The 21048-nt window shown below is 72.6% G+C and carries 20 protein-coding genes; 8 read left to right on the top strand and 12 right to left on the bottom strand.

What is annotated here, in order from left to right; genetic code table 11:
* Positions 1–2: 2 nt before the first annotated feature.
* The 3 genes from Q8W71_RS08455 to Q8W71_RS08445 are packed head-to-tail and all read right to left on the bottom strand — an operon-like array spanning position 3 to position 3144.
* Positions 3–977 (bottom strand): alpha/beta hydrolase, encoded by a 975-nt coding sequence (locus Q8W71_RS08455; RefSeq protein ID WP_305524901.1) that lies wholly within the window; start codon positions 975–977, stop codon positions 3–5.
* A gap of 11 nt (positions 978–988) precedes the next feature.
* The gene (locus Q8W71_RS08450) at positions 989–1921 is read right to left on the bottom strand and encodes an amino acid--[acyl-carrier-protein] ligase (RefSeq protein WP_305524900.1); all 933 of its coding nucleotides are present in this window, start codon (positions 1919–1921) and stop codon (positions 989–991) included.
* Between the two features lie 20 nt (positions 1922–1941).
* Entirely contained in the window at positions 1942–3144 is a 1203-nt protein-coding gene (locus Q8W71_RS08445) for an acyl-CoA dehydrogenase family protein (RefSeq protein WP_305524899.1), read from the bottom strand.
* A gap of 232 nt (positions 3145–3376) precedes the next feature.
* On the opposite strand from Q8W71_RS08445, the gene Q8W71_RS08440 reads away from it, so the two are divergent.
* Positions 3377–3667 (top strand): phosphopantetheine-binding protein, encoded by a 291-nt coding sequence (locus Q8W71_RS08440; protein ID WP_305524898.1) that lies wholly within the window; start codon positions 3377–3379, stop codon positions 3665–3667.
* Positions 3668–3821: 154 nt separating this feature from the next.
* Here Q8W71_RS08440 and Q8W71_RS08435 read toward each other — a convergent pair whose 3' ends face one another.
* Positions 3822–4346 (bottom strand): flavin reductase family protein, encoded by a 525-nt coding sequence (locus tag Q8W71_RS08435; protein WP_305524897.1) that lies wholly within the window; start codon positions 4344–4346, stop codon positions 3822–3824.
* Positions 4347–4704: 358 nt separating this feature from the next.
* Between Q8W71_RS08435 and Q8W71_RS08430 the strand changes: the two genes are divergently transcribed.
* A complete protein-coding gene (locus tag Q8W71_RS08430; protein ID WP_305524896.1) occupies positions 4705–6408 on the top strand; it encodes a thiamine pyrophosphate-binding protein in 1704 nt (567 codons plus the stop codon).
* Between the two features lie 9 nt (positions 6409–6417).
* Here the strand turns inward: Q8W71_RS08430 and Q8W71_RS08425 are convergent, their stop codons facing one another.
* On the bottom strand, positions 6418–6810 hold the full coding sequence (locus tag Q8W71_RS08425; RefSeq protein ID WP_305524895.1) for a response regulator: 393 nt from the start codon (positions 6808–6810) through the stop codon (positions 6418–6420).
* A gap of 328 nt (positions 6811–7138) precedes the next feature.
* Here Q8W71_RS08425 and Q8W71_RS08420 point away from each other — a divergent pair, with 328 nt between their 5' ends.
* The gene (locus Q8W71_RS08420; RefSeq protein WP_305524894.1) at positions 7139–7924 is read left to right on the top strand and encodes a class II glutamine amidotransferase; all 786 of its coding nucleotides are present in this window, start codon (positions 7139–7141) and stop codon (positions 7922–7924) included.
* A gap of 132 nt (positions 7925–8056) precedes the next feature.
* Positions 8057–9490 (top strand): NAD-dependent succinate-semialdehyde dehydrogenase, encoded by a 1434-nt coding sequence (locus Q8W71_RS08415; protein ID WP_305524893.1) that lies wholly within the window; start codon positions 8057–8059, stop codon positions 9488–9490.
* Positions 9491–9524: 34 nt separating this feature from the next.
* On the opposite strand, the gene Q8W71_RS08410 is transcribed toward Q8W71_RS08415, so the two are convergent.
* Complete coding sequence (locus Q8W71_RS08410) at positions 9525–9731, bottom strand: SlyX family protein (RefSeq protein WP_305524892.1); 207 nt, start codon at positions 9729–9731, stop codon at positions 9525–9527.
* Between the two features lie 333 nt (positions 9732–10064).
* Between Q8W71_RS08410 and Q8W71_RS08405 the strand changes: the two genes are divergently transcribed.
* Positions 10065–11537 (top strand): methyl-accepting chemotaxis protein, encoded by a 1473-nt coding sequence (locus Q8W71_RS08405; protein WP_305524935.1) that lies wholly within the window; start codon positions 10065–10067, stop codon positions 11535–11537.
* Between the two features lie 33 nt (positions 11538–11570).
* Here Q8W71_RS08405 and Q8W71_RS08400 read toward each other — a convergent pair whose 3' ends face one another.
* Positions 11571–12728 (bottom strand): GGDEF domain-containing protein, encoded by a 1158-nt coding sequence (locus Q8W71_RS08400; protein ID WP_305524891.1) that lies wholly within the window; start codon positions 12726–12728, stop codon positions 11571–11573.
* 230 nt (positions 12729–12958) lie between these two features.
* Between Q8W71_RS08400 and Q8W71_RS08395 the strand changes: the two genes are divergently transcribed.
* Positions 12959–15619 carry an MGH1-like glycoside hydrolase domain-containing protein gene (locus Q8W71_RS08395; RefSeq protein WP_305524890.1) on the top strand — a complete coding sequence of 887 codons (2661 nt, stop codon included), beginning with the start codon at positions 12959–12961 and terminating at the stop codon, positions 15617–15619.
* Positions 15620–15658: 39 nt separating this feature from the next.
* Here Q8W71_RS08395 and Q8W71_RS08390 read toward each other — a convergent pair whose 3' ends face one another.
* Complete coding sequence (locus tag Q8W71_RS08390) at positions 15659–16066, bottom strand: Ros/MucR family transcriptional regulator (protein ID WP_305524889.1); 408 nt, start codon at positions 16064–16066, stop codon at positions 15659–15661.
* A 363-nt stretch (positions 16067–16429) separates the two neighbouring features.
* On the opposite strand from Q8W71_RS08390, the gene Q8W71_RS08385 reads away from it, so the two are divergent.
* On the top strand, positions 16430–17527 hold the full coding sequence (locus Q8W71_RS08385) for an NAD(P)/FAD-dependent oxidoreductase (protein WP_305524888.1): 1098 nt from the start codon (positions 16430–16432) through the stop codon (positions 17525–17527).
* 52 nt (positions 17528–17579) lie between these two features.
* On the opposite strand, the gene Q8W71_RS08380 is transcribed toward Q8W71_RS08385, so the two are convergent.
* The 4 genes from Q8W71_RS08380 to rpsU form a co-directional block, all read right to left on the bottom strand.
* Positions 17580–18296, bottom strand: a complete 717-nt coding sequence (locus Q8W71_RS08380; protein ID WP_305524887.1) for an LrgB family protein — start codon at positions 18294–18296, stop codon at positions 17580–17582.
* Entirely contained in the window at positions 18296–18697 is a 402-nt protein-coding gene (locus tag Q8W71_RS08375; protein WP_305524886.1) for a CidA/LrgA family protein, read from the bottom strand. Before Q8W71_RS08375 ends, Q8W71_RS08380 begins: the two co-directional genes overlap by 1 nt.
* A 15-nt stretch (positions 18698–18712) precedes the next feature.
* The gene (locus tag Q8W71_RS08370; protein ID WP_305524885.1) at positions 18713–19186 is read right to left on the bottom strand and encodes a tellurite resistance TerB family protein; all 474 of its coding nucleotides are present in this window, start codon (positions 19184–19186) and stop codon (positions 18713–18715) included.
* Positions 19187–19393: 207 nt separating this feature from the next.
* Positions 19394–19732, bottom strand: coding sequence for a 30S ribosomal protein S21 (rpsU, locus tag Q8W71_RS08365; protein ID WP_305524884.1), 339 nt, complete (start codon positions 19730–19732; stop codon positions 19394–19396).
* Between the two features lie 221 nt (positions 19733–19953).
* On the opposite strand from rpsU, the gene Q8W71_RS08360 reads away from it, so the two are divergent.
* The gene (locus tag Q8W71_RS08360; RefSeq protein ID WP_305524883.1) at positions 19954–21012 is read left to right on the top strand and encodes a threonine aldolase family protein; all 1059 of its coding nucleotides are present in this window, start codon (positions 19954–19956) and stop codon (positions 21010–21012) included.
* Positions 21013–21048: the final 36 nt, after the last annotated feature.

Here is a 21048-nt window from a genome sequence, read left to right as displayed (position 1 = left end):
GATCAGGCGGCGGCCCGGGATTCCGTCAGAAGGCCGGCGAAGTCCGCGGCCATGCCGGCGAGGATCGGCCGCGCCCGCGGGACGAGGCGGCCGAGGCCGTAGAAGAAGTGGATCATGCCCGCGTGGCAGGTGAGGGCGGCGGGCACGCCCGCGCCGCGCAGCCGCTCGGCGTAGGCGGTGCCGTCGTCGCGCACGGGGTCGCAGGCGGCGGTGTGGATGTGGGCCGGCGGCAGGCCGGTGAGGTCGGCCGTCCGCAGCGGCGCGAACCGCGCGGCCCCGGGGCCGACGAGCCCGCAGGCCCGCGCATCGCGGCCGATGGTGGCGATGTCGAGGAAGTAGCCCGAGGCGAACGCGGTGCGTGACGGACCGGCGCCCTCCAAGTCGAGGACGGGGCAGATCAGGAGTTGCGCCGCGATGCGGGGACCCGCGCCGCGGGCTTCCTGGCAGAGGAGAGCGGCCAGCCCCGCGCCGGCCGAGTCGCCGCCGACGGCGAGGCGCGCCGGGTCGATGCCGAGGGCGGGCGCGTGCGCGGCGGTCCAGGCGAGGGCGGCGCGGGCATCCTCCAGCGCCGCCGGGAACGGGTGCTCGGGGGCGAGGCGGTAATCGACCGCGACCACGGACAAGCCACCCGCCGCGGCGAGCGTCCGGCAGATCCCGTCATGGGTGTCGAGGCCGCCGGTCGTCAGCCCGCCTCCGTGGAGGAACAGGAGCCCCGCCCCGCTGCCGCCGACACCCTTGTCGCCGCCACCCTTGTCGCCGCCACCCTTGTCGCCGGTCTCGGGCGCGTAGAGCCGGGCGGCGACCGGTCCGGCCGGACCCGGCAGGACGAGATCGCGGGTCGCGACGCCCGTCGGGGCCGGGCCGGCGAGCGCCGCCAGGGCGCGCAGGCCGTCGCGCCGCGCCGCGACGTCCGGCGTGCCGGACCGGCCGAGCGCCATCATGTCGAGGAAGCGGCGGACGTGCGGGTCGAGGGCCACGGCGTCGGCGCTCAGAGCTTCAGCGCGGCGCGGACCGGGGCCGGCCAGTCGGCGATATGCGCGCCGTGCGTGGCGAACAGCGCCACCGCGAGGCGGTCCATGCCGAAGGCGACGCAGCCCGTATGCGCCGGCTCGCCGTCCTCCAGCCGCAGGTCCCAGGTCGTGCCGAAATGCTCGCGGTGGTAGTTGAAGCTCATGCACGCGGTTCCGGCGGCCGCGCCGCGCAGGGGGATCAGTAGCTCGAACTTCAGCGACTGCTCGAGCTGGCTGAAGGCCATGATCTGGCCGAGCCGGCCGAAGAACGGGTCGCTCGCCTGCTCCACCGTGTAGGGCAGGCCGAGGTCGTCGGCGAGCGCGGTGGCGCGGGCGATCCAGCTCTCGCGGAAGGCGGCGACCTGCTCCGGCGTGCCGACCCGGACGTATTCCCGCATCCGGAACGATTGCAGGCGGTCGAGATGCGGCGAGGGTTCGCGGCGGAAGCAGTCGCAGGCCACGTCAAAGCGGTAGCCGCTCCGCGGCACGGCGCCCCGCGCGGCGGCGATCGGGTAGACGGGATAGCAGGCGGCCGGCGTCAGAACGAGGTCGGCGGTCTCGAGCCCCGTGGTCCAGTCGCCGCCGGCGAGGTGGCGGTCGGCCGCCGCGCGGATCTCCGCCTCGCTGCCCTCCAGGCAGGAGACGCAGCCGAGCAGGTTCGGGAAGCTCTTGAGGTAGCCGTGCCGCTCCAGGTGCGCCCGGCTCATCACCGGCGGAAAGCGGAACACCTCGGTGGCCTCTTCCCGGCGCGACGAGATCAGCGCGGCCAGCGCCTCGACCACGGACTCGTAGGCGCCGGTGCGGGCGTAGACGCCCTGCGCGTTCATCGGCCGGAACAGCGTGTCGAACAGGCTGTCGAGCGGATCCGTCGCCGGCGGCGCGGCCGGCACGTTGAGGACGGGCATGTTCATCGGAAGCGCTCCGGGCAGGTTCAGGCGAGCAGGGTGGGGGCGACCGGGGCCATCAGGGTGGCGGTGGCGAGGTTGGCCACGATCCGGTCGTTGTGGATCATGATCGGCGCCGAGAGGATGTCGCGCAGCGCCCGCCCGACGCTGAAGTCGCCGTCCTGGCGGTAGCCAGCCAGCCCGTTGGCGCGCAGCGCACCGCTCACCGCGGCCACCGCGAGTTCCGAGACCTCGACCTTGAGCATCGCCAGCGCGGTCTGCGCGTCGAGGGCGGCGAGCGCGGCGGGGTCGTCGGCCGCCGCCTCGAACCGGTCGAGCCCCTGCGCTATCAGGGCGCGCGCCTGCTTCAGGCTGGAGACGGCGCGGGCGTAGTGCAGGGCGCCGGGCGGGGCGACGCCGCCCGCTCCGCGCATCGCCGTGCGGGTGAAGGCCTGTGCCCGCTCCACGGCGCCCGCGGCGATGCCGGCCCAGGCGCTCGACCACAGGATGTGCGAGACCGGCGTCATCGTCTGGTTGTGGATGTCGGCGTAGCGGGCCGGCAGCACCTGCTCCGGCCGGCCGCGGGCGCGCAGGCGGAAGCCGCTGCTGCACGTGCCGCGCATGCCGAGCGTCTCCCAGCCGTTCAGCCGCTCCAGGGTGTAGTCCTCCTTCAAGAAGACGCACAGCACCTGATCCGAGGCACCCGCCTCCGCCGCCCGGCGGGCGACGGTGACGATGCCGTCGGCCTGGGCGCCGTAGGAGATCACGGTGGCCGCGCGCTCCAGGGCGACGCCGTCGGCATCGGCCTCGACGGCCGCCGCGGAGGTGCGGACGTTGCCGCCGTTCTGGCCCTCGGTGGTGGAGGAGGCGAGCAGCAACTGCTCGTCCGCGATCCGGCGCATCAGGCCCTCGCGCCAGGGCTCGCCGCGCCCGTGGCGGGTGAGGCAGGCGACCTTGGTCTGGTGCATGGCGAAGATCATCGCCGAGGAGGCGCAGGCCCGGCCCAGGGCGTAGCTGGTCTCGGCCAGAGCCCGCATCCCGGCACCCTCGCCGCCGAGCTCGATCGGCACCGCCGCGCCCAGCAGCCGCTGCGAGCGCAGCGCCGCCACCGCCTCGACGGGGAAGCGCGCGTCGCGGTCCACCGCCTCGGCGTGGGCGGCGGCTATGGCGGCGGCGGCGGCCGAGCGCGCCGCGAGGTCCGTCGCCGAGCCGCGGCCGCCGGACGATGAGAGCGTGTGCTGGATGGTCATGCTTCGCCCCGAAAGACCCGCGTGGCCGTTCAGAAGACCATCGTCGGTGCTGTTTAGGCAGAAAGACTCAAAAAGCGCCTTAAGCCGATGTCTGAAAAATACGTAACCGATCGTCGATCCGTATTAACTAAGAAGGCGGTTAATATAAGAAACGCAGTTGAAGGTGATTGAGGCGCCTTCGATTTCTGTATCTGGACGTGTATCGACGGCCGGTCCGCGAGGGCGGGCCGATGTGGAAGGCGATGCGGCGATGGTGGTGACGGGTGCGGAGAGCGTGACGGCGCGCACGATGGGTCTCGCGCAGCGGATCGCGGCGGGCGACGCGCGCCGGCCGGACTTCGGGGCCGAGGACGCCCTGGTGGATGTGGGGTTGTCGTCCCTCGACTTGGTCAACCTGATGGTGGCGGTGGAGGCGGAGTTCGACATCCTGATTCCGCCGACACTGCTCAACCCGAAGAATTTCCACTCGATCGGCGCCATCGCCCGGATGGTCGAGAGCGTGCGCGCCGGCCAAGCCGCCTGATCCCATCCGGAGCGGGGGCGGCACGCGCCCCTCCCGCAGATCCGGATCGCGACTCCGACAGGTCCCGACGCGCACCCCGCGCGCCGGGACATCGGCATGCGCGTGAACGCCGCCTGCGTGGCCGCCCCGAATGGACGGGCGCCGGCGCCGCGCCTCAGGGCGGCGACAGGCTGATGAAGGCCCCCTGTCCGTAGGCCAGCGCCCCGGTCTCTCCCGGGCGGAGCCGCACCTCGCGCACGGCCCCGAGCAGGATGGCGTGGCTGTGCCGCTCGATCACCTCCTCCAGGTCGCAGTCGATCAGCGCCTGCGCCTCGGAAAGGCCCGAGGCCCCCGAGCGCATGACGGTCCAGTCCGCGCCGCTGTAGCGATCGGCCCCCCGCACGCCCCCGTGCCCGGCGAAGCGCTCGGCGACCGGGCGGTGCGCCGCCCCGAGGACGCTGACGCAGAAATGTTGCCGCCGCACGATCACCGGCAGGGTCCCCGAGGCGCGGTTGACGCAGACGAGCATCGTCGGCGGCTCGACGGAGAGCGCGGTCGCGGAGGTCGCCGTCAGGCCGACCCGCTCCTCGCCGATCCCGGCGGTCACGACCACGACGCCGCCGACGAGGCGGCGCATCGCCTGCTTCAAGAGGGAGCCCTGCGCGTGGAACTCGGGGAGGCCGCCGATCGAGACGTTCATCGTGTCCTCGCACGCGGGAGGATGTGGTGACTGGACGTGTGCACAGAATCCGTCCCGAAACGCCGCATTATCGTTTCGCCGACAGGTTTTCCGCAAGGCTTGCCGACCGTCACTGCAATTGCAGAGCCGCCGCGAGACCGCACGTCTCTGTCTCCGGGCGGCACGGATTCCGACCCTGACCGGGGGAGGCGTCCCGATCGGGGACGGGGGGAGGAACGATGCCGACGACACCGATCATTCCCGGAAGACGCGCAGCCGAGCCGCATCCGCCCTGAGCGGTCCTGCGCCGCGCGGGCGCCGCTCCCCGGCGGCGCGCCCTCGCTCCCCCATCCGCCCTCACTCGACCTCGGACCGCGCCATGCTTTACCACGATCGCCTCGACGGACCCGCCGCGCCGACGCTTCGCACGGCGGCCCGAGCCCTCGTCGACCAACTCGTCGCCAACGGCGTCGCGCACGCCTTCACCGTGCCGGGGGAGAGCTTCCTGCCGGTGCTCGACGCGCTGCACGAATCCGGAATCCAGGTGACCGTCTGCCGGCAGGAAGGGGCCGCCGCGATGATGGCCGAGGCCCACGGCAAGGCCACCGGCCGGCCGGGGATCTGCCTCGTCACCCGCGGGCCCGGGGCCACCAACGCGGCTGCCGGGATCCACATCGCCCAGCAGGATTCGACTCCGATGATCCTGTTCGTCGGCCAGGTCGAGCGCGGCTTCCGCGACCGAGAAGCGTGGCAGGAGATGGATTACCGCGCCGCCTTCGGGCCGATCGCCAAGTGGGCGGCCGAGATCGACGATCCCGCGCGCGTGACGGAATACGTCTCGCGCGCCTTCCACACCGCCGTCGCCGGCCGGCCCGGCCCGGTGGTGCTGGCCCTGCCCAAGGACATGCTGAAGGAGACGGTGGCGGGGCCGCTCGCGCCCCCGTGCGTGCCGGTCGAGGCCGGACCCTGCGCGGAGGACCTGGAGCGGCTCGCCGCCCTGCTCGCCGAGGCGCGGTCCCCGTTCCTGATCCTCGGCGGCAGCCGCTGGAGCGCGGCCGCCTACGCCGACATCCGCGCCTTCGCGGAGCGGTTCGACCTGCCGGTGGCGACGAGCTACCGCCGGCTGCCGCTGTTCGACCCGCTCCACCCGAACTACGCGGGCGACCTCGGGCTCGGCGCCAACCCGGGCCTCGTCGCGCGGGTGCGGGCTTCGGACCTGACGATCGTGCTCGGCGGACGTCTCGGCGAGGTGGCGAGCCAGAGCTACACGCTCCTCGACATCCCGAGCCCCCGCACCCGGCTCGTCCACGTCCACCCGGGGCCGGAGGAGATCGGCCGGGTCTACGTGCCCCATCTCGCGATCAACGCCGCGCCCGCGCGCACCGCGGCGGCGCTCGCCCGCCTCTCCGCGCCGGACGCGACCCCGTGGTCGGCGGAGACCCGCGCCGCGCACGCCGCCTACCGCGCCTGGAGCGACGCGGCGACGCCGCAGCCCGGCCCGGTCAACCTCGGCGCGGTGATGATCCACCTGCGCGAGGTGCTGCCGGCGGACGCGATCCTGTGCAACGGCGCCGGCAACTACGCCGCCTGGATCCATCGCTTCTACCGCTTCCGGGACCTCGCCACCCACATCGCCCCGACCTCCGGCTCGATGGGCTACGGCGTGCCGGCTGCAGTGGCGATGAAGCGCCTGTACCCCGAGCGCACGGTGGTGGCGCTCGCCGGCGACGGCGACTTCCTGATGAATGGCCAGGACTTCGCCACCGCCGTGCAGTACGGGCTCGCGATCGTCTGCGTGGTCTGCGACAACGCCAGCTACGGCACGATCCGCATGCACCAGGAACGCGACTTCCCCGGCCGGGTCTGCGCGACCGACCTGACGAATCCCGATTTCGCCGGCTACGCCCGCGTGTTCGGCGGCTTCGGCGTCACCGTCGAGCGCACCGAGGATTTCCCGGAGGCGTTCGCCGCCGCTCGCGCCTCGGGACAGCCGGCGATCGTCCATCTCAAGATGCCGGTCGAGGCGATCACCCCGGGCACCACCCTCAGCGCGATCCGGGAGCGCGCGCTGGCGGGGGGATGAGCGGCCCCCTCAGGCGGCCCGGGCCGCCACCGTGGCGTGCTCGGCCTGGACGAGCACGTCCAGCGCCCGCCAGGGCTTCTGCATGTAGACCGCGTGGTCGGGCAGGCGCGCGTCCCGCGAGGCGCCGGAGGTCACGACGACGCGCACGTCCGGCCAGCGCCGCTCGACGGTGCGGGCGAGCGAGACGCCGTCCATCGCCCCGGGCAGGCGCACGTCGGCGAACAGCAGCGCCACGGTCACGTCCGGCCGCTCCAGGACCGACAGGGCGGCCTCCGCGCTCTCGCAGGCGATCACGCCGAGGTCCGTCTCCTCCAGGACCGCGGTCGCGAGGTCGCGCACGGCAGCGTCGTCCTCCACCACCAGGGCGACGGGTGCGGGACAATCCTGTGACGCGCGGTCCATGAACATTCTCCCGACAGTCGGTGTGTGATGCCCCGGGCGGGTCGCGGCCTCGTTCCTGCGCCGCTGATTCCCCGATTCGGCCATGCTGGCCTGCCACGAGCCGGCTCACAAGCGGAGGCAGGGGCGTCCGCTGGTATGCCTGCCCCGCGGTCAGGCGGCGATCATTCCGGGCGTCGGTGCCCGAAAAACGTGCCCCTCGGACGCGGTTAACAAACTGTTCACCAGACCGGACGGACTGTTACACGTGTGAGACGGACGCCCGGCCCGCGGATCGGCGGCCGTCTCGACGGGTGTTCGACGGTTCTGAGCCAGAGGATCGACAATCGTCATGTGCCGTTTCCTCGCCTACAGCGGTGAGCCGGTCTTCCTCTCCGACCTCGTCTGCGCGCCGGTGCACTCGCTGATCCATCAGTCGCTGCACGCGGACGAGGGGAAAACCGAGACCAACGGCGATGGTTTCGGCATCGGCTGGTACGGCGAGCGGGCCGAGCCCGGCATCTACCGCGACATTTCGCCCGCGTGGTCGGACGAGAATCTGGTCAACCTCTGCGGTCAGGTGCGGGCGCGGACCTTCTTCGCCCACGTGCGCGCCGCCACCGGCACCGCCACCGCGCGCGCGAACTGCCACCCGTTCGCCCACGGGCGGCTGCTGTTCATGCACAACGGGCAGATCGGCGGCTACCATCGGATCAAGCGCCGGCTGGAGGCGCTGATCCCGGACGAGCTCTACGAGAGCCGCCGCGGCAGCACCGATTCCGAGGCGATCTTCCTGCTGGCGCTCGCCAACGGCCTCGCCGAGGATCCGGTCGGCGCGATGGCGCGCACGCTGGAGACCGTGCGCGGGCTGATGAATGCGGCGGGCGTCGCCGAGCCCCTGCGCTTCACCGCGCTGCTGACCGACGGCGAGGCGCTCACCGCCTATCGCTGGGCCTGCGATGGCCGGCCGCCGAGCCTCTATTTCCGCGAGGGGCCCTCGGGCATCGTCGTGGTGTCCGAGCCGATCGACGGCCGCCGTGAGGGCTGGCAGGTGGTGCCCAAGGGCGGCACGCTCCGCGCGCGGCGCGGCGGGCCCGCCGTGGTGTCCGGTCCCGAGGCCGCCCGCCGCGCCGCCTGACCGGCCCAGGCTCCCCGGCGCGCGGCGCGTCCGGCGCGGGAGACCCGCCGGCCTCGGGCATTGCCCCCGGGCCCCGTATCGCCGACATCAGGGCCCGAGGGCCCCGATGCGCGGCCCGACGGGGATCGACCGATGTATCCGAACACCGACCTCCACATCGCCGGCCGCTGGCGCGCGGGCGGCGACCGCCAGACCCTCGACGTCCTCAACCCGGCCACCGGCGACGTGATCGGCGCCTGCGCGGTGGCCACCACCGCCGACCTCGACGAGGCCCTGGACGCCGCCGCCCGCGCCTACCCGCTGTGGCGGGCGGTGGCGCCGTTCGAGCGCGCCAAGCGCATGCGCAAGGCGGCCGACCTGCTGCGCGAGCGCGCCGAGGACATCGCGCGGATCCTGACGATGGAGCAGGGCAAGCCGCTGCCCGAGGCGCGGATGGAGACGCTCTCGGCGGCCGACATCATCGATTGGTTCGCGGAGGAGGGGAAGCGCGCCTACGGCCGCGTCATCCCCGCCCGCGCCGACGGCGTGCTCCAGGCGGTGGTGAAGGAGCCGGTCGGGCCGGTCGCCTGCTTCACCCCCTGGAACTTCCCGATCAACCAGGCGGTCCGCAAGATCTCGGCGGCGCTCTGCACCGGCTGCACGGTGATCCTGAAGGGCCCCGAGGACACGCCCGCGAGCAGCGCGGCCCTGGTCCAGGCCTTCCTCGACGCCGGCATCCCGGGCGACGCCCTGTCGCTCGTCTACGGCGATCCGGGGGCGATCTCGTCCTACCTGATCCCGCACCCGGTGATCCGCAAGATCTCGTTCACCGGCTCCACCGCGGTCGGCAAGAAGCTCGCCGCGCTCGCGGGCGAGCACATGAAGCGGGCGACGATGGAACTCGGCGGCCACGCCCCGGCGATCGTGTTCGGCGACGCCGACGTCGAGAAGGCGGTGGCGGTGCTCGCCCCCTCGAAGTACCGCAACGCCGGGCAGGTCTGCGTCTCGCCGACCCGGTTCCTCGTGCACGACTCGGTGTTCGACCGGTTCGTCGAGGGCTTCACCGCCTTCGCCAAGTCCGCGAAGGTCGGCGACGGGCTTGAGGCCGACACGAAGATGGGCCCGCTGGTCCACGGCCGGCGCCTCGACGCGATCGAGGCCCTCTCGGCCGACGCGGAGGCGAGCGGCGCGACGCTGCGGGCCGGCGGCAAGCGCATCGGCAACCGCGGCAATTTCTTCGAGCCGACCGTCTTCACCGAGGTGCCGCTGACCGCCCGCATCATGAACGAGGAGCCGTTCGGGCCGGTGGCCGCCATCAACCGGTTCTCGGACGACGACGAGGCGTTCGCCGAGGCCAACCGCCTGCCCTACGGCCTCGCGGCCTACGCCTACACGCGCTCGACGGCGCGGGCGGCGCGGGTGTCCTCCGGCGTCGAGAGCGGCATGATCTCGATCAACCACCACGGTCTCGCCCTGCCCGAGACGCCCTTCGGCGGCGTCAAGGATTCGGGCTACGGCAGCGAGGGCGGCCCCGAGGCGCTCGACGCCTACCTCGTCACCAAGTTCGTCACCCAGGCGAACTTCTGAGGATCCGCCCGGCGCGCCCGCGGCGGCGCGCCGCTCAGTAGTGCGGCGGGGGCGGCTCCAGACCCCGCGGCGCGGCGCGGGCGGCCGCCTCCTCCACCTGCTCGCGCAGGGCGTCGATCTGGCGGGTCAGACGGTCGATCAGCCGCCACTGCCCGGTGACCGTCCGGTTGAGGTCCTCGATCGTGGCATCCTGCTCGGTCAGGCGCATCTCCAGGCGGTCGATGCGGGCGGTGTCGTCCATCGCGTGTCTCCCCGCAGCGCGATAGCCCATCCGCCCCGATAAGCCGAGCCTTTGGGGAGCGCGGCGGGGGGGCACGCAATGCAACCTAGGAAGAAATATCCGAGTAATGCAACTCTTAGTTCAATAGGTGCAAATCTATCGATCCAGCGACTGCCCGATTCACCGAGAGGGAAAATCTTTGTTTAGAGTTTCGGCGCAAGATCTCGCACGAAGGCAGGCGGTTTCGCGATGGCGAACGCCGGTCCTGGGTCGGACGGCTCGGTGCGGTTGCAATATCTGCGGCATCCGGTTGCCGTCTTCGCCCGGAATCGGAAGGTCTTGGAGAATCCCATGATGTTCGGTGCACGCAATGGCGATGCGTTGCTCGCGGCGATTGATACGTCGATGGGTCGGATCGAGTTCGACCTCGAAGGCCGCGTCACGGATGCCAACGCCCTGTTCCTCGACCTCGTCGGTTACACCCTCGCCGAGGTGCGCGGCCAGCATCACCGCCTGTTCGTGACGAAGGCGGAGCGCGAGGCCCCCGAATACGCGGCTTTCTGGGACGGGCTGCGGGCCGGTCGCCACGCTGCCCGGGAGTTCCTGCGCGTGGCCAAGGACGGCCGGCACGTCTGGATCCAGGCCTCGTACAACCCGGTGCTCGACCGACGCGGCAAGCCGGTGAAGGTGGTCAAGTTCGCCACCGACATCACCGAGCGCAAACACCGGGACGCGCTGTTCGCGGGGCAGGCTGCGGCCCTCGACCGCTCGCAGGCGGTGATCCGCTTCGACCTCGATGGCACGATCACCGATGCCAACGACAACTTCCTCAAGACGATGGGCTACACCCTCGACGAGGTGCGCGGCCGCAACCACAGCCTGTTCATGGCGCCGGAGGCCGCGGCCCACGCGGATTACGCCGCCTTCTGGCGGGCCCTCAAGGACGGCCGTTATCAGGCCGGCGAGTTCCGGCGGATCGGCAAGGGCGGCCGGGAGATCTGGATCTTCGGCGCCTACAACCCGCTGCTGGACGCGCAGGGCAAGCCCTTCGCGGTCGTCAAGTTCGCCACCGACGTCACCGCCCAGGTCGAGGACCGCCTGCGCCGGGCCGAGGGCCAGCGCGCGATCGACACCGACATCCAGGCGATCACCGAGGTGATGGCCGGCGTCAGCCGGCAGATCGCCGAGACGGCGGCGTCCGCGGTCCAGACCGCCGGCAACGTCCAGGCGGTCGCCGCGGCCTCCGAGGAGTTCACGGCCTCGATCGAGGAACTCGGTCGCCACGCGCTCCAGGCGAAGACCGCCTCCGACGACGCGGTGGTCCGTGCCGAGGAGGCGGGCGCGATCGTCGTGGGCCTGACCGGCGCGGCCGAGCGGATCGGCGCGGCGGTGAACCTGATCCGGTCGATCGCCGACCAGACCAACCTGCTCGCCCTCAACGCCACGATCGAGGCGGCCCGGGCCGGGGCGGCGGGCAAGGGGTTCGCGGTGGTGGCCGCGGAGGTCAAGACCCTGGCGGCCCAGTCGGCGCGCGCCACCGAGGAGATCGGCACCCACATCTCGGCGGTTCAGAACGAGACCGGGCGGGCGGTCGAGTCGATCGAGACGATCCGCCGGACGATCACGCAGCTCAGCGAGATCTCGCTCAGCGTGTCCTCCGCGGTCACCGAGCAGACGGCGGTGACCCGGGACGTGACCGCGAACATGCAGTCGGCGGCCACGGGCGTGGACGTGGTCCGAACCGCGATCACCGAGATCACCCGCGCCGCGGGCGACGTCGACGCCTCCGTGCGCAAGGTCTCCGCGGCGGCCCGGGCCCTGGTGTAGAGGCGGGCCAGTCTCCGACAGCCCGCGCCGCCGTCAGGCCACCCGCACCAGCGCGGGCGCGGCCATCTCGACTCGGTCGCGCCCGTTGGCCTTCGCGGCGTAGAGCGCCGCGTCGGCCCGCTGCATCAGCCCGTCGAAGCCGCACCCCTCCCGGATCTCGGCGACGCCGACGCTGACGCCGAGGCGGAGATCCGGCAATTGCGGGACGCCCAGCGCCGCGAAGGTCCGCCGCACCTGGTCGGCCCGTGCGTGCGCCTCCGCGGGCGACGCGGCAGCGAGGAGGCAGGCGAATTCCTCGCCGCCGAGGCGGCCGAGCAGGGTCCCCGGCGGCAGCAGCGCCGCCGCGACGGTGCAGAAGCCGACGAGGACCGCGTCGCCGACGGCGTGGCCGTGGGTGTCGTTGATCGCCTTGAACCGGTCGAGATCGAACAGCAGCAGGGCCCCTCGCCCGCGGGCGGCGAGCACGGCCTCGGCCCCCTCGACGAAGGCGCGCCGATTGCAGACCCCGGTGAGCGGGTCGGTGCGGGCGGCGAGGCGCTGCTCGCGCTCGGCCCGCTCCTTGATCAGGCCCATGAAGGTGAAGGCGCAGGCGATCGAGAACAGCATCGCCGCCAAGCACAGGATCGTCACCCAGGGCGAGTCGAGGGGCGGCCGGTCGCCGGGCACGGGCGCGATCACGCTCGCCGGGATCCGGACTAGGTAGCAGGCGCCGTAGAGGGCGAGCAGGCCGAAGGCCGGCCAGCGGGAGGCGAGGCGCTCGCCGCGGCCACGCCAGATCTCGTAGGCGGAGGCGCAGCAGAACAGGCCCGCCGCGGCCGAGGCGAACGCGATCCGCGCCGCGATCGATCCGTAGAAGGCCGGAACGAGGCAGAGCGCGCACCACAGGGCCGCGCCGGACAGGGCGATCCCGGGGCGCGCGGCGCGCCCCTCGAACACCCGCACCCCGCTCCAGATCAGCCCGTAGGCGGCGAGCATCACCGCGTTGGCCGCGCCGATCGAGACGAGGTCCGGGATCAGGCCGCGCAGGGCGAGGCCGGCGGAGGCGAGCGATCCCGCCAGATGGGCCACTCCCCACAGCGCCAGCGCCCGCACCGCCGGAGCCTGCCGCCACGACAGCAGGAACAGGGTGCCGACCAGGAAGGTCGTCACGAAGCTCACCGTCAGCAGCGTGGGTGGGTCGAGGCGCGGCACCGCTCGCGATCCGTCTCCTGCCGGGTCCATCGCCGCCACGGGGGCGGGGGCATTCCTCGCTGCACGACACGCGTGCCCTGCATCCGATCGAGATGCAACGTGGGGCTTTCCTCTTAACAGCTCAGCTTATGCCGGGCTACAGTCGCGGGCCGGCGCCGCTGCGCCGGTTCCGGCGGGTCCGGGCGCCAAGCGCCCCGCGCGACGGTTTCCAGGGTGGGAGCGGCGGGCGCATGGGCGGGCCGAACGGGGGGCCGGGCATCTTCGGGACCGCGGAGGGGCAGCGCCTCGCCGCCGCCCGGACCGACCCGGCGTGGCGGCGCTGGGGGCCCTATCTCAGCGACCGGCAATGGGGCACGGTGCGCGAGGATTACAGCGCGGGCGGCGACGCCTGGGACTACCTGCCCCACGACCACGCCCGCTCCCGCGCCTACCGCTGGGGCGAGGACGGGATCGGCGGCTTCGGCGACCGCCACCTGCACTGGTGCCTCGCCCTCGCCCTCTGGAACGGCCGCGACCCGATCCTCAAGGAGCGCCTGTTCGGCCTCACCAACGCCGAGGGCAACCACGGCGAGGATGTGAAGGAACTCTACTACTACCTCGACGGGCTGCCCTCCCACGCCTTCATGCGGATGCTCTACAAGTACCCGCAGGGCGCGTTCCCCTACGCCCAACTGGTGGAGGAGAACCGGCGGCGCGGCCTCGACGCCCCGGAATTCGAACTCCTCGACACCGGCCTGTTCGACGGCGGCCGCTACTTCGATGTCGAGATCGCCTACGCCAAGGCCGGCCCCGACGACATCCTGATGCGGATCACCGCCATCAACCGCGGGCCCGAGGCCGCCGACCTCACGCTGCTGCCGCAGCTCTGGGCGCGCAATCACTGGTCGTGGTGCGCGGGGATCGCCAAGCCGGAGCTGACGGCCGAGGGCGGCGGCGCGGTGCTCGCCAACCACCCGAACGTGCCGGCGCTGCGCTTCCACGCCGAGGGCGCGGCGGACCTGCTATTCACCGAGAACGAGACCAACGCGCATCGCCTGTTCGGCACCGGTCCGGCCGAGGGCTACTTCAAGGACGGGATCGACCGCCGGGTGGTGGGCGGCGAGGCCGGGGCGGCCAACGCCCACGGCGGCACGAAATGCGCCGCGCGCTACGACCTGCGCCTCGCCCCCGGCGAGGCGCGGACCCTACGGCTGCGCCTGAGGCCAGCGGAGGCGGCGGGCGATCCCTTCGCCGACTTCGACGCGGTGTTCGCCGCGCGCGAGGCCGAGACCGACGCGTTCTACACCGCCCTCCAGGCGGCGGTGACCGACCCCGAGATGCGCCGCGTGCAGCGGCAGGCGCTGGCCGGCATGCTCTGGTCGAAGCAGCTCTACCACTACGACGTGCGCGAGTGGCTGGCGGGCGACCCGGCCCAGCCCAAGCCCCCGCCCGAGCGCCGCGGCGGCCGCAACAGCGACTGGACGCATGTGCGGGCCAACGACATCATCTCGATGCCGGATGCCTGGGAGTACCCGTGGTTCGCCTCGTGGGACCTCGCGCTCCAGGCGATCGTGTTCGCGATGATCGACCCCGACTTCGCCAAGGGCCAGCTCCTGCTGCTCGTCGACGAGGCCTACGCCCACCCGAACGCGGCGCTGCCGGCCTACGAGTGGGGCTTCGGCGACGCGAACCCGCCGCTGCACGCGATGGCCGCGTGGCGGGTGTTCGAGCTCGACCGGGCGCTCACCGGCACCCCCGACCACGCCTTCCTGAAGCGGGTGTTCAACAAGCTCACCCTGAACTTCACGTGGTGGGTGAACCGCAAGGACGCGGGCGGTCGCAACCTATTCCAGGGCGGCTTCCTGGGGCTCGACAACATCGGCATCTTCGACCGCTCCAAGCCGATCGGCGCGGGCGCGACGCTCACCCAGTCGGACGCCACCGCCTGGATGGCGATGTACGCCCTCGACCTGATGCGCATCGCCATCGCGCTGGCGCAGGACGACGCGACCTACGAGGACATGGCGCAGAAGTTCTTCGAGCACTTCCTGCTGATCGCTGCCGCCACCGGCGACGGGGTGTGGGACGAGGATGACGGGTTCTTCTACGACGTGATCGAGACCGCGGACGGCCGGCGCCTGCCGATCCGAGCCCGCACGATGGTCGGGCTGATCCCGATCCTGGCGGTGGCCGTGCTGGGCAAGGGGGATCTCGCCGGGCTGCCCGCGCTGCGCGGCCGGCTGATCTTCTTCCTGCGTAACCGGCCCGATCTCGCCGCCCTGGTCTCGCGCTGGAACGAGCCCGGGGTCGGGCGCTCGGCGCTGCTCTCGCTGCTGCGCGGTCACCGTCTCAAGGCGCTGCTCCGGCGGATGCTCGATCCGGACGAGTTCCTGTCGCCGCACGGCGTGCGCGCCGTGTCGCGCGCCTACGCCGACGCGCCGTTCTGCTTTCCCTGGAACGGCGACGATCTCGGCCTCGGCTACGAGCCGGCCGAATCGCGCTCGCGGCTGTTCGGGGGCAATTCCAACTGGCGCGGTCCGGTCTGGATGCCGGTGAACTACCTGCTCATCACCGGGCTGCACCGCTTCCACGACTATTACGGCCCGGACTTCCAGGTCGAGTCACCGCCCGGATCGGGGAAGACGCAGTCGCTGCGCGAGATCGCCGACGACCTGTCGCGGCGCCTGATCCGCCTCTCCACCCGCGGGCCGGACGGGCGCCGTCCCGTCTACGGCGACAGCCGCATCGAGCAGGAGGACCCCGCCTTCCGGGACCATATCCTGTTCTACGAGTACTACGACGGCGACACGGGCCGCGGGGTCGGCGCCTCGCACCAGACCGGCTGGTCCGGGCTGGTGGCGCTCCTCATCCAGCAGATCGCCACGGCCGAGGTCGCCGCGGGGACGCCGTGACGCGGGCGCTTCGCCCGGACCCGCTCGCCGGTCCCGTCCCTACTCCGCCGCCTGCTGCATGCGCAGCTTCTGGCCGAGGCCGATCTCCCGGGAGATCCGCGAGCGGCGGGCGCTGTAATGGGCCGAGACCATCGGGTAGTCGATCGGCAGGCCCCACTTGGCCTTGTAGGCCTCCGGCGTCAGGCCGCGCAGGGTGAGGTGGCGGCGCAGCGCCTTGTAGGGCTTGCCGTCCTCGAAGCTGATGATGGTTTCAGGGCGGATCGAGGCCTTGATCTGCGCCTCGGTCGGCCGCCGGATCTGCGGCGCCTGCGGACGGTCCAGCTCGGTGATCGAGCGGTGGACGTCGTGCAGCAGGCTCGGCAATGTGCCGGCGGGCACGCTGTTCTTGGTGACGTAGGCGCTCAGGATCCTGGCGGCGAGTTCGACGGTGGGGGATGTGGTCTGCATCTGTCGTCTCCTTGGCTCACGAATACAGGCAACGGTGACGTCTCGAAGCGATCCGGGCGGCCGTTTAGGGCCACACAGCGCCTCCGACCGGGAGCGCGTGCCGGCATTATGCGGCGGCGCGCGGGTGTTACAATCACTGGATGCATCTACTGCGCGATTTAATCTACTTAGGATTGAAGTTTAAGATCAACGGGCAATTCCTGCCCACCGTGTCCCTGGCCGTGCGCTGCGGTATTCGGGACTCACTCCGAGTCGAACGAGACCGCGATGCCGGAGGGCGATCGGTGCCCGTCGACCGGAACCGCGTGGTCGTACAAGGGGATAGAGCTGCCTGCGCCGGGCGGCCCTATGAGAGGAAGCGGGATGGACGTTCTCGTCGTCGGGGCCGGCGTGGTCGGCTTGGCTATTGGGCGGTCGCTGGCGCTGCGCGGTCACGCCGTCGTCGTCGCGGAAACCGAGGGCGCGTTCGGGACCGGCGTGTCGTCGCGCAGTTCCGAGGTCATCCACGCGGGCATGTACTATCCGACAGGCTCGCTGCGGGCGCGGCACTGCGTGGACGGAGCGCGCAGGTTGTACAACTTATGCGAGAGTCACGGCGTGCCGCACCGCGCCTGCGGCAAGCTCATCGTCGCGGCCGACGAGGCGGAGGCGGACAAGATCGCCGCCATCCGCGCGCAGGGCGAGGCGAACGGCGTGCGGGGCCTCGAACTGCTCGACGGCGCCGCGGCGCGCCGGCTGGAGCCGAACCTCGCCTGCGCCCTGGCCCTGCACTCGCCGCGCACCGGGATCGTCGACAGCCACGCGCTGATGCTGGCGCTGCTCGGCGAGATCGAGGACCAGGGCGGCGCCCTGGCGCTGCGCAGCCCGGTCGAGGCGCTGTCGCGGCGGGACGGCCAGTGGCAGGCGCGCCTCGGCGGGGCCGAGCCGGGCGCGATCGCCTTCGACGCGGTGGTGAACGCCGCCGGCTTCGGCGCCCCGGGCCTCGCCGCCCGGACCGAGGACTACCCGGCCGAGCGGGTGCCGCGCCTCCACCTCGCCCGCGGCAACTATTTCGGCTGCACCGGCAAGCCCGCCTTCTCGCGGCTGATCTACCCGGCGCCGCGGATCGACGGGGGCTTGGGCATCCACCTCACTCTCGATCTCAACGGCCGGACCCGCTTCGGGCCGGACGTCGAGTGGGTCGAGGCGCCGGATTACCGGGTCGACTCGGGCCGAGCCGAGGCCTTCTACGGGGCGATCCGCCGCTACTGGCCGGCCCTGCCCGACGGGGCGCTCTACCCCGACTACGCCGGCCTGCGCCCGAAGCTCACCGGGCCCGGCGAGCCCGCCGCCGACTTCCGGGTCGAGGGCCCGGCCGAGCACGGCCTGCCCGGCCTCGTCCACCTGTTCGGCATCGAGAGCCCGGGCCTGACCTCCAGCCTGTCGCTGGCCGAGGATGTCGCCGACCGCCTCGCCGCCTGACACTTTTCGGACTTGGGGACCGCCCGGCGGCGCGCGCGCGGGTTCTCCGCCGTCAGGACATCAGGTGCAGCGCCAGCGGCGCGAGGATCGCGGTGAGGAAGGCGTTCAGGCCCATGGCGATGCCGGCGAAGGTGCCTGCGGTCTCGCTCACCTGGAAGGCGCGGGCCGTGCCGATGCCGTGGGCGGCGAGCCCCGCCGCGAAGCCGCGGGCGCGCATGTCCCGGATCCGCAGGGCCTCCATCATCGGCGTGACGAGGATCGCGCCGATGATGCCGGTGAGGATCACCAGGATCGCGGTGAGCGTCGGGTCGCCGCCGAGCGTCTCGGCGATGCCCATCGCCACCCCCGACGTGACGGATTTCGGCGCCAGCGAGACGATGATCGGCGCCGGCAGATCGAGGAGCCGCGCCAGCGCGATCACGCAGGCGAGGGTCGTGGCCGCGCCCGCCGCCAGCGCCGCCAGCATCGGCACCAGGGCGCGCACCACCGTCGCCCGGCGCTCGTAGAGGGGCATGGCGAGCACCACGGTCGCCGGCCCCAGCAGGAAGTGCACGAACTGCGCGCCCTCGAAGTAGGTCGGGTACGGGGTGCCGGTGAACGCCAGCACGCTGCCGACGAACACCACCGAGATCAGCACCGGGTTGGCCAGCGGATGGCGGTTGGTCGCCGCCGCGATCCGGTCGGCGGCGACGTAGGCGGTCAGCGTCACCGTCAGCCACAGCAGGGGCGTGCCGGTGAGGTAGACCCAGAGGGAGAAGTCGCCGCCCATCAGGCGTCCGGATCCCCGCCGCGCCGCTCGACGAGGCGGGCGACGGCGCGGAACACCAGCACGGTCACGAGCAGGGAGGCGGCCGTCGAGACGAGCAGGATGAGCGCGAGCTTGACACCCTGCGCCCGCAGCAGGTCGAGCCGCCCGACGACGCCGACGCCCGCCGGCACGAACAGCAGCGACAGGTTGGCGAGCAGCACCCGGGCCGTCCCCTCCAGGGTGCCGTCGGTGAGCGGCTTCGGCAGCAGGCGGGGCAGGCCCGGCGCGGTGTCGCGGGCGAGCAGGAAGAGGAACATCAGCCCCATCCCGATCACCGGACCCGGCACCGGCACGCCGGCGCCGCGGGCGAGCGCTTCGCCGACGAGCTGGGCCAGCAGGATCAGCGCGAGGCTGGCGACCATCGCGGACCCGCCCTGTCAGGCGCCCGCCGGCTGCCGCGGCCCGTTCCGGCGGGCCGCGGCGACGCCGGCCTCGTCGAAGCCGAGCAGCCGGCCGAGCCGCTCGACCAGCGCCTCCTCGAACTCGTCGACCTTGCCGTCGGCGGCCGCAACGGACCACGCCATCGCCAGGAGTTCCTCGCGCTCGGCGCCGTCGGCCTCGTGCGGGATCATCTCGACGAGGCTCGCCACGTCGCGGGTCTCGGCGTCCATCGCGGTCGCCCGGGCGATCAGCGCCCGCGCCGCCTCCGGCCCGTCGGCGTAGTGACCTTCCACGAGGCGTGCGAGGCGTTCGCTCTCGGCCGGCGCCAGGATGCCGTCGACCCGGGCGACGTGGACGAGGAGGGCGGTGGCCGCCAGATGCGCGTCGTCGGCGGGCCCGCGCCCGCCCGATTGCGCGCCGACGCCGAGGGCCTCGGCCGCGTAAGCGCGCAGGCGTGCGATCAGGGACATGTCCGCTCCGGGCCGATCCTCGGCCGGACCGTCCGGTCCCGCCGCGACCGGACCATTCGGTCCCGCCGCCCTGCCGTCAAGGTTGACCCGGCACGCGGAGCGCGGGGCGTGGCCCGGCTGCATCGTCTCGGGCGTTGCCGGCCGGCACGAAAAAGGCCCGGACCGCGCGGGCGGCCGGGCCTTCCCGGGATCCGAGGTCCCGAAGAATCAGGCGGCGGGCGCCGGCGACACCGGCACCTGACCCGAGGCGTTGCCGCCCTGGCTCTGCGCGGCGGAGGGGGACGGCGACGGGAAGCCCGGACGGCCGCGGCCCGGCACCCGGGGCTTCGGCTTCGGCGCGGCGATCAGGCCCTCGCGGATCGCGGTCTTGCGGGCCTGCTTGCGGGCGCGGCGCACGGCCTCCGCCTTCTCGCGGGCCTTGCGCACGGACGGCTTCTCGTAAGCCTTGCGCTGCTTCATCTCGCGGAAGATGCCCTCGCGCTGCATCTTCTTCTTGAGGACGCGGAGCGCCTGATCGACGTTGTTGTCGCGAACGAGTACCTGCAACGGACTTGACCTCTGGACCTGGGCTTTGGGGCGCGCGCGGCCCGCCGCCGATGCGGAAACCGACAAAATCCCTCGCCCGGGCTGCACCCGAGAGGGACGGGAACGATCGGTATCCGAATCGGCACGGAGGCCGTGCCTTGGCGGGGCTTCTACACCAAGCGCGGGCCAGTTCCAACATCTTCGCGCGCCCGCGGGCGGCGGTCCCGTGCTAGGTTGCCGGGATGGCACAGGACCCCCAGCCCGACGGCGCGCAGCAATTCGCCAGCGACAATTATTCCGGTATCTGCCCCGAGGCCTGGGCGGCGATGGAGGCGGCCAATCGCGGCCACGCCCCGGCCTATGGCGAGGACCCCTGGACGCAACGGGCGGCGGACGCGTTCCGGGCCTTGTTCGAGATCCCCTGCGAGGTGTTCTTCGCCTTCAACGGCACGGCGGCGAACGCGCTGGCTCTGGCCGCCCTGTGCCAGTCCTATCACAGCGTGATCTGCGCCGACTCCGCCCATGTCGAGACCGACGAGTGCGGTGCGCCGGAATTCTTCTCCAACGGCTCCAAGCTGCTGACCGTCCGCACCGAGGGCGGCAAGCTCACGCCGGAGGCGGTGCGGGGCTTGGCCGCCAACCGCAGCGACATCCACTTCCCGCGCCCGCGCGTCGTCACGGTCACCCAGCCCACGGAGACGGGGCAGGTCTACAGCCTCGCCGAGCTGCGCGCGCTCTCGGCGACCTGCCGGGAACTGGGGCTGGCGCTGCACATGGACGGGGCGCGCTTCGCCAACGCCTGCGCGAGCCTCGGCTGCACCCCCGCCGACATGACGTGGCGGGCGGGCGTCGACGTGCTGTGTTTCGGCGGCACCAAGAACGGCATGCACGCGGGCGAGGCGGTGGTGTTCTTCGACTCGAAGCTCGCCGAGGATTTCGGCTACCGCTGCAAGCAGGCCGGACAGCTCGCCTCGAAGATGCGCTTCCTCGCCGCCCCCTGGGTCGGGATGATCGAGAGCGGCGCGTGGCTCACCAACGGCGCGCACGGCAACGCCTGCGCCCGGCGCTTCGCGGAGGCCGTCTCCGGCCTGCCCGGCGTGCGGGCGCTGTTCCCGGTCGAGGCCAACGCCGTGTTCCTGGCCATGCCGGGCGCGATGATGGAGGGCCTGCGGGCGCGGGGCTGGCGCTTCTACACCTTCATCGGCGGCGGCGCCCGCTTCATGTTCGCCTGGGACGCGCGGCCCGAGCGGGTGGACGCGCTGGCGGCCGACCTGCGGACGCTCGCCGCCGCGGCGGCCTGAACCCCCTCTTTTGCCATCGCCGCCCGTTGCGTTACA

The organism is Methylobacterium amylolyticum (genome assembly GCF_030700245.1).
Lineage (GTDB): Bacteria > Pseudomonadota > Alphaproteobacteria > Rhizobiales > Beijerinckiaceae > Methylobacterium.
Note: the sequence above shows the minus strand (reverse complement) of the source record. Positions and strands in the feature narration are given on the sequence as shown.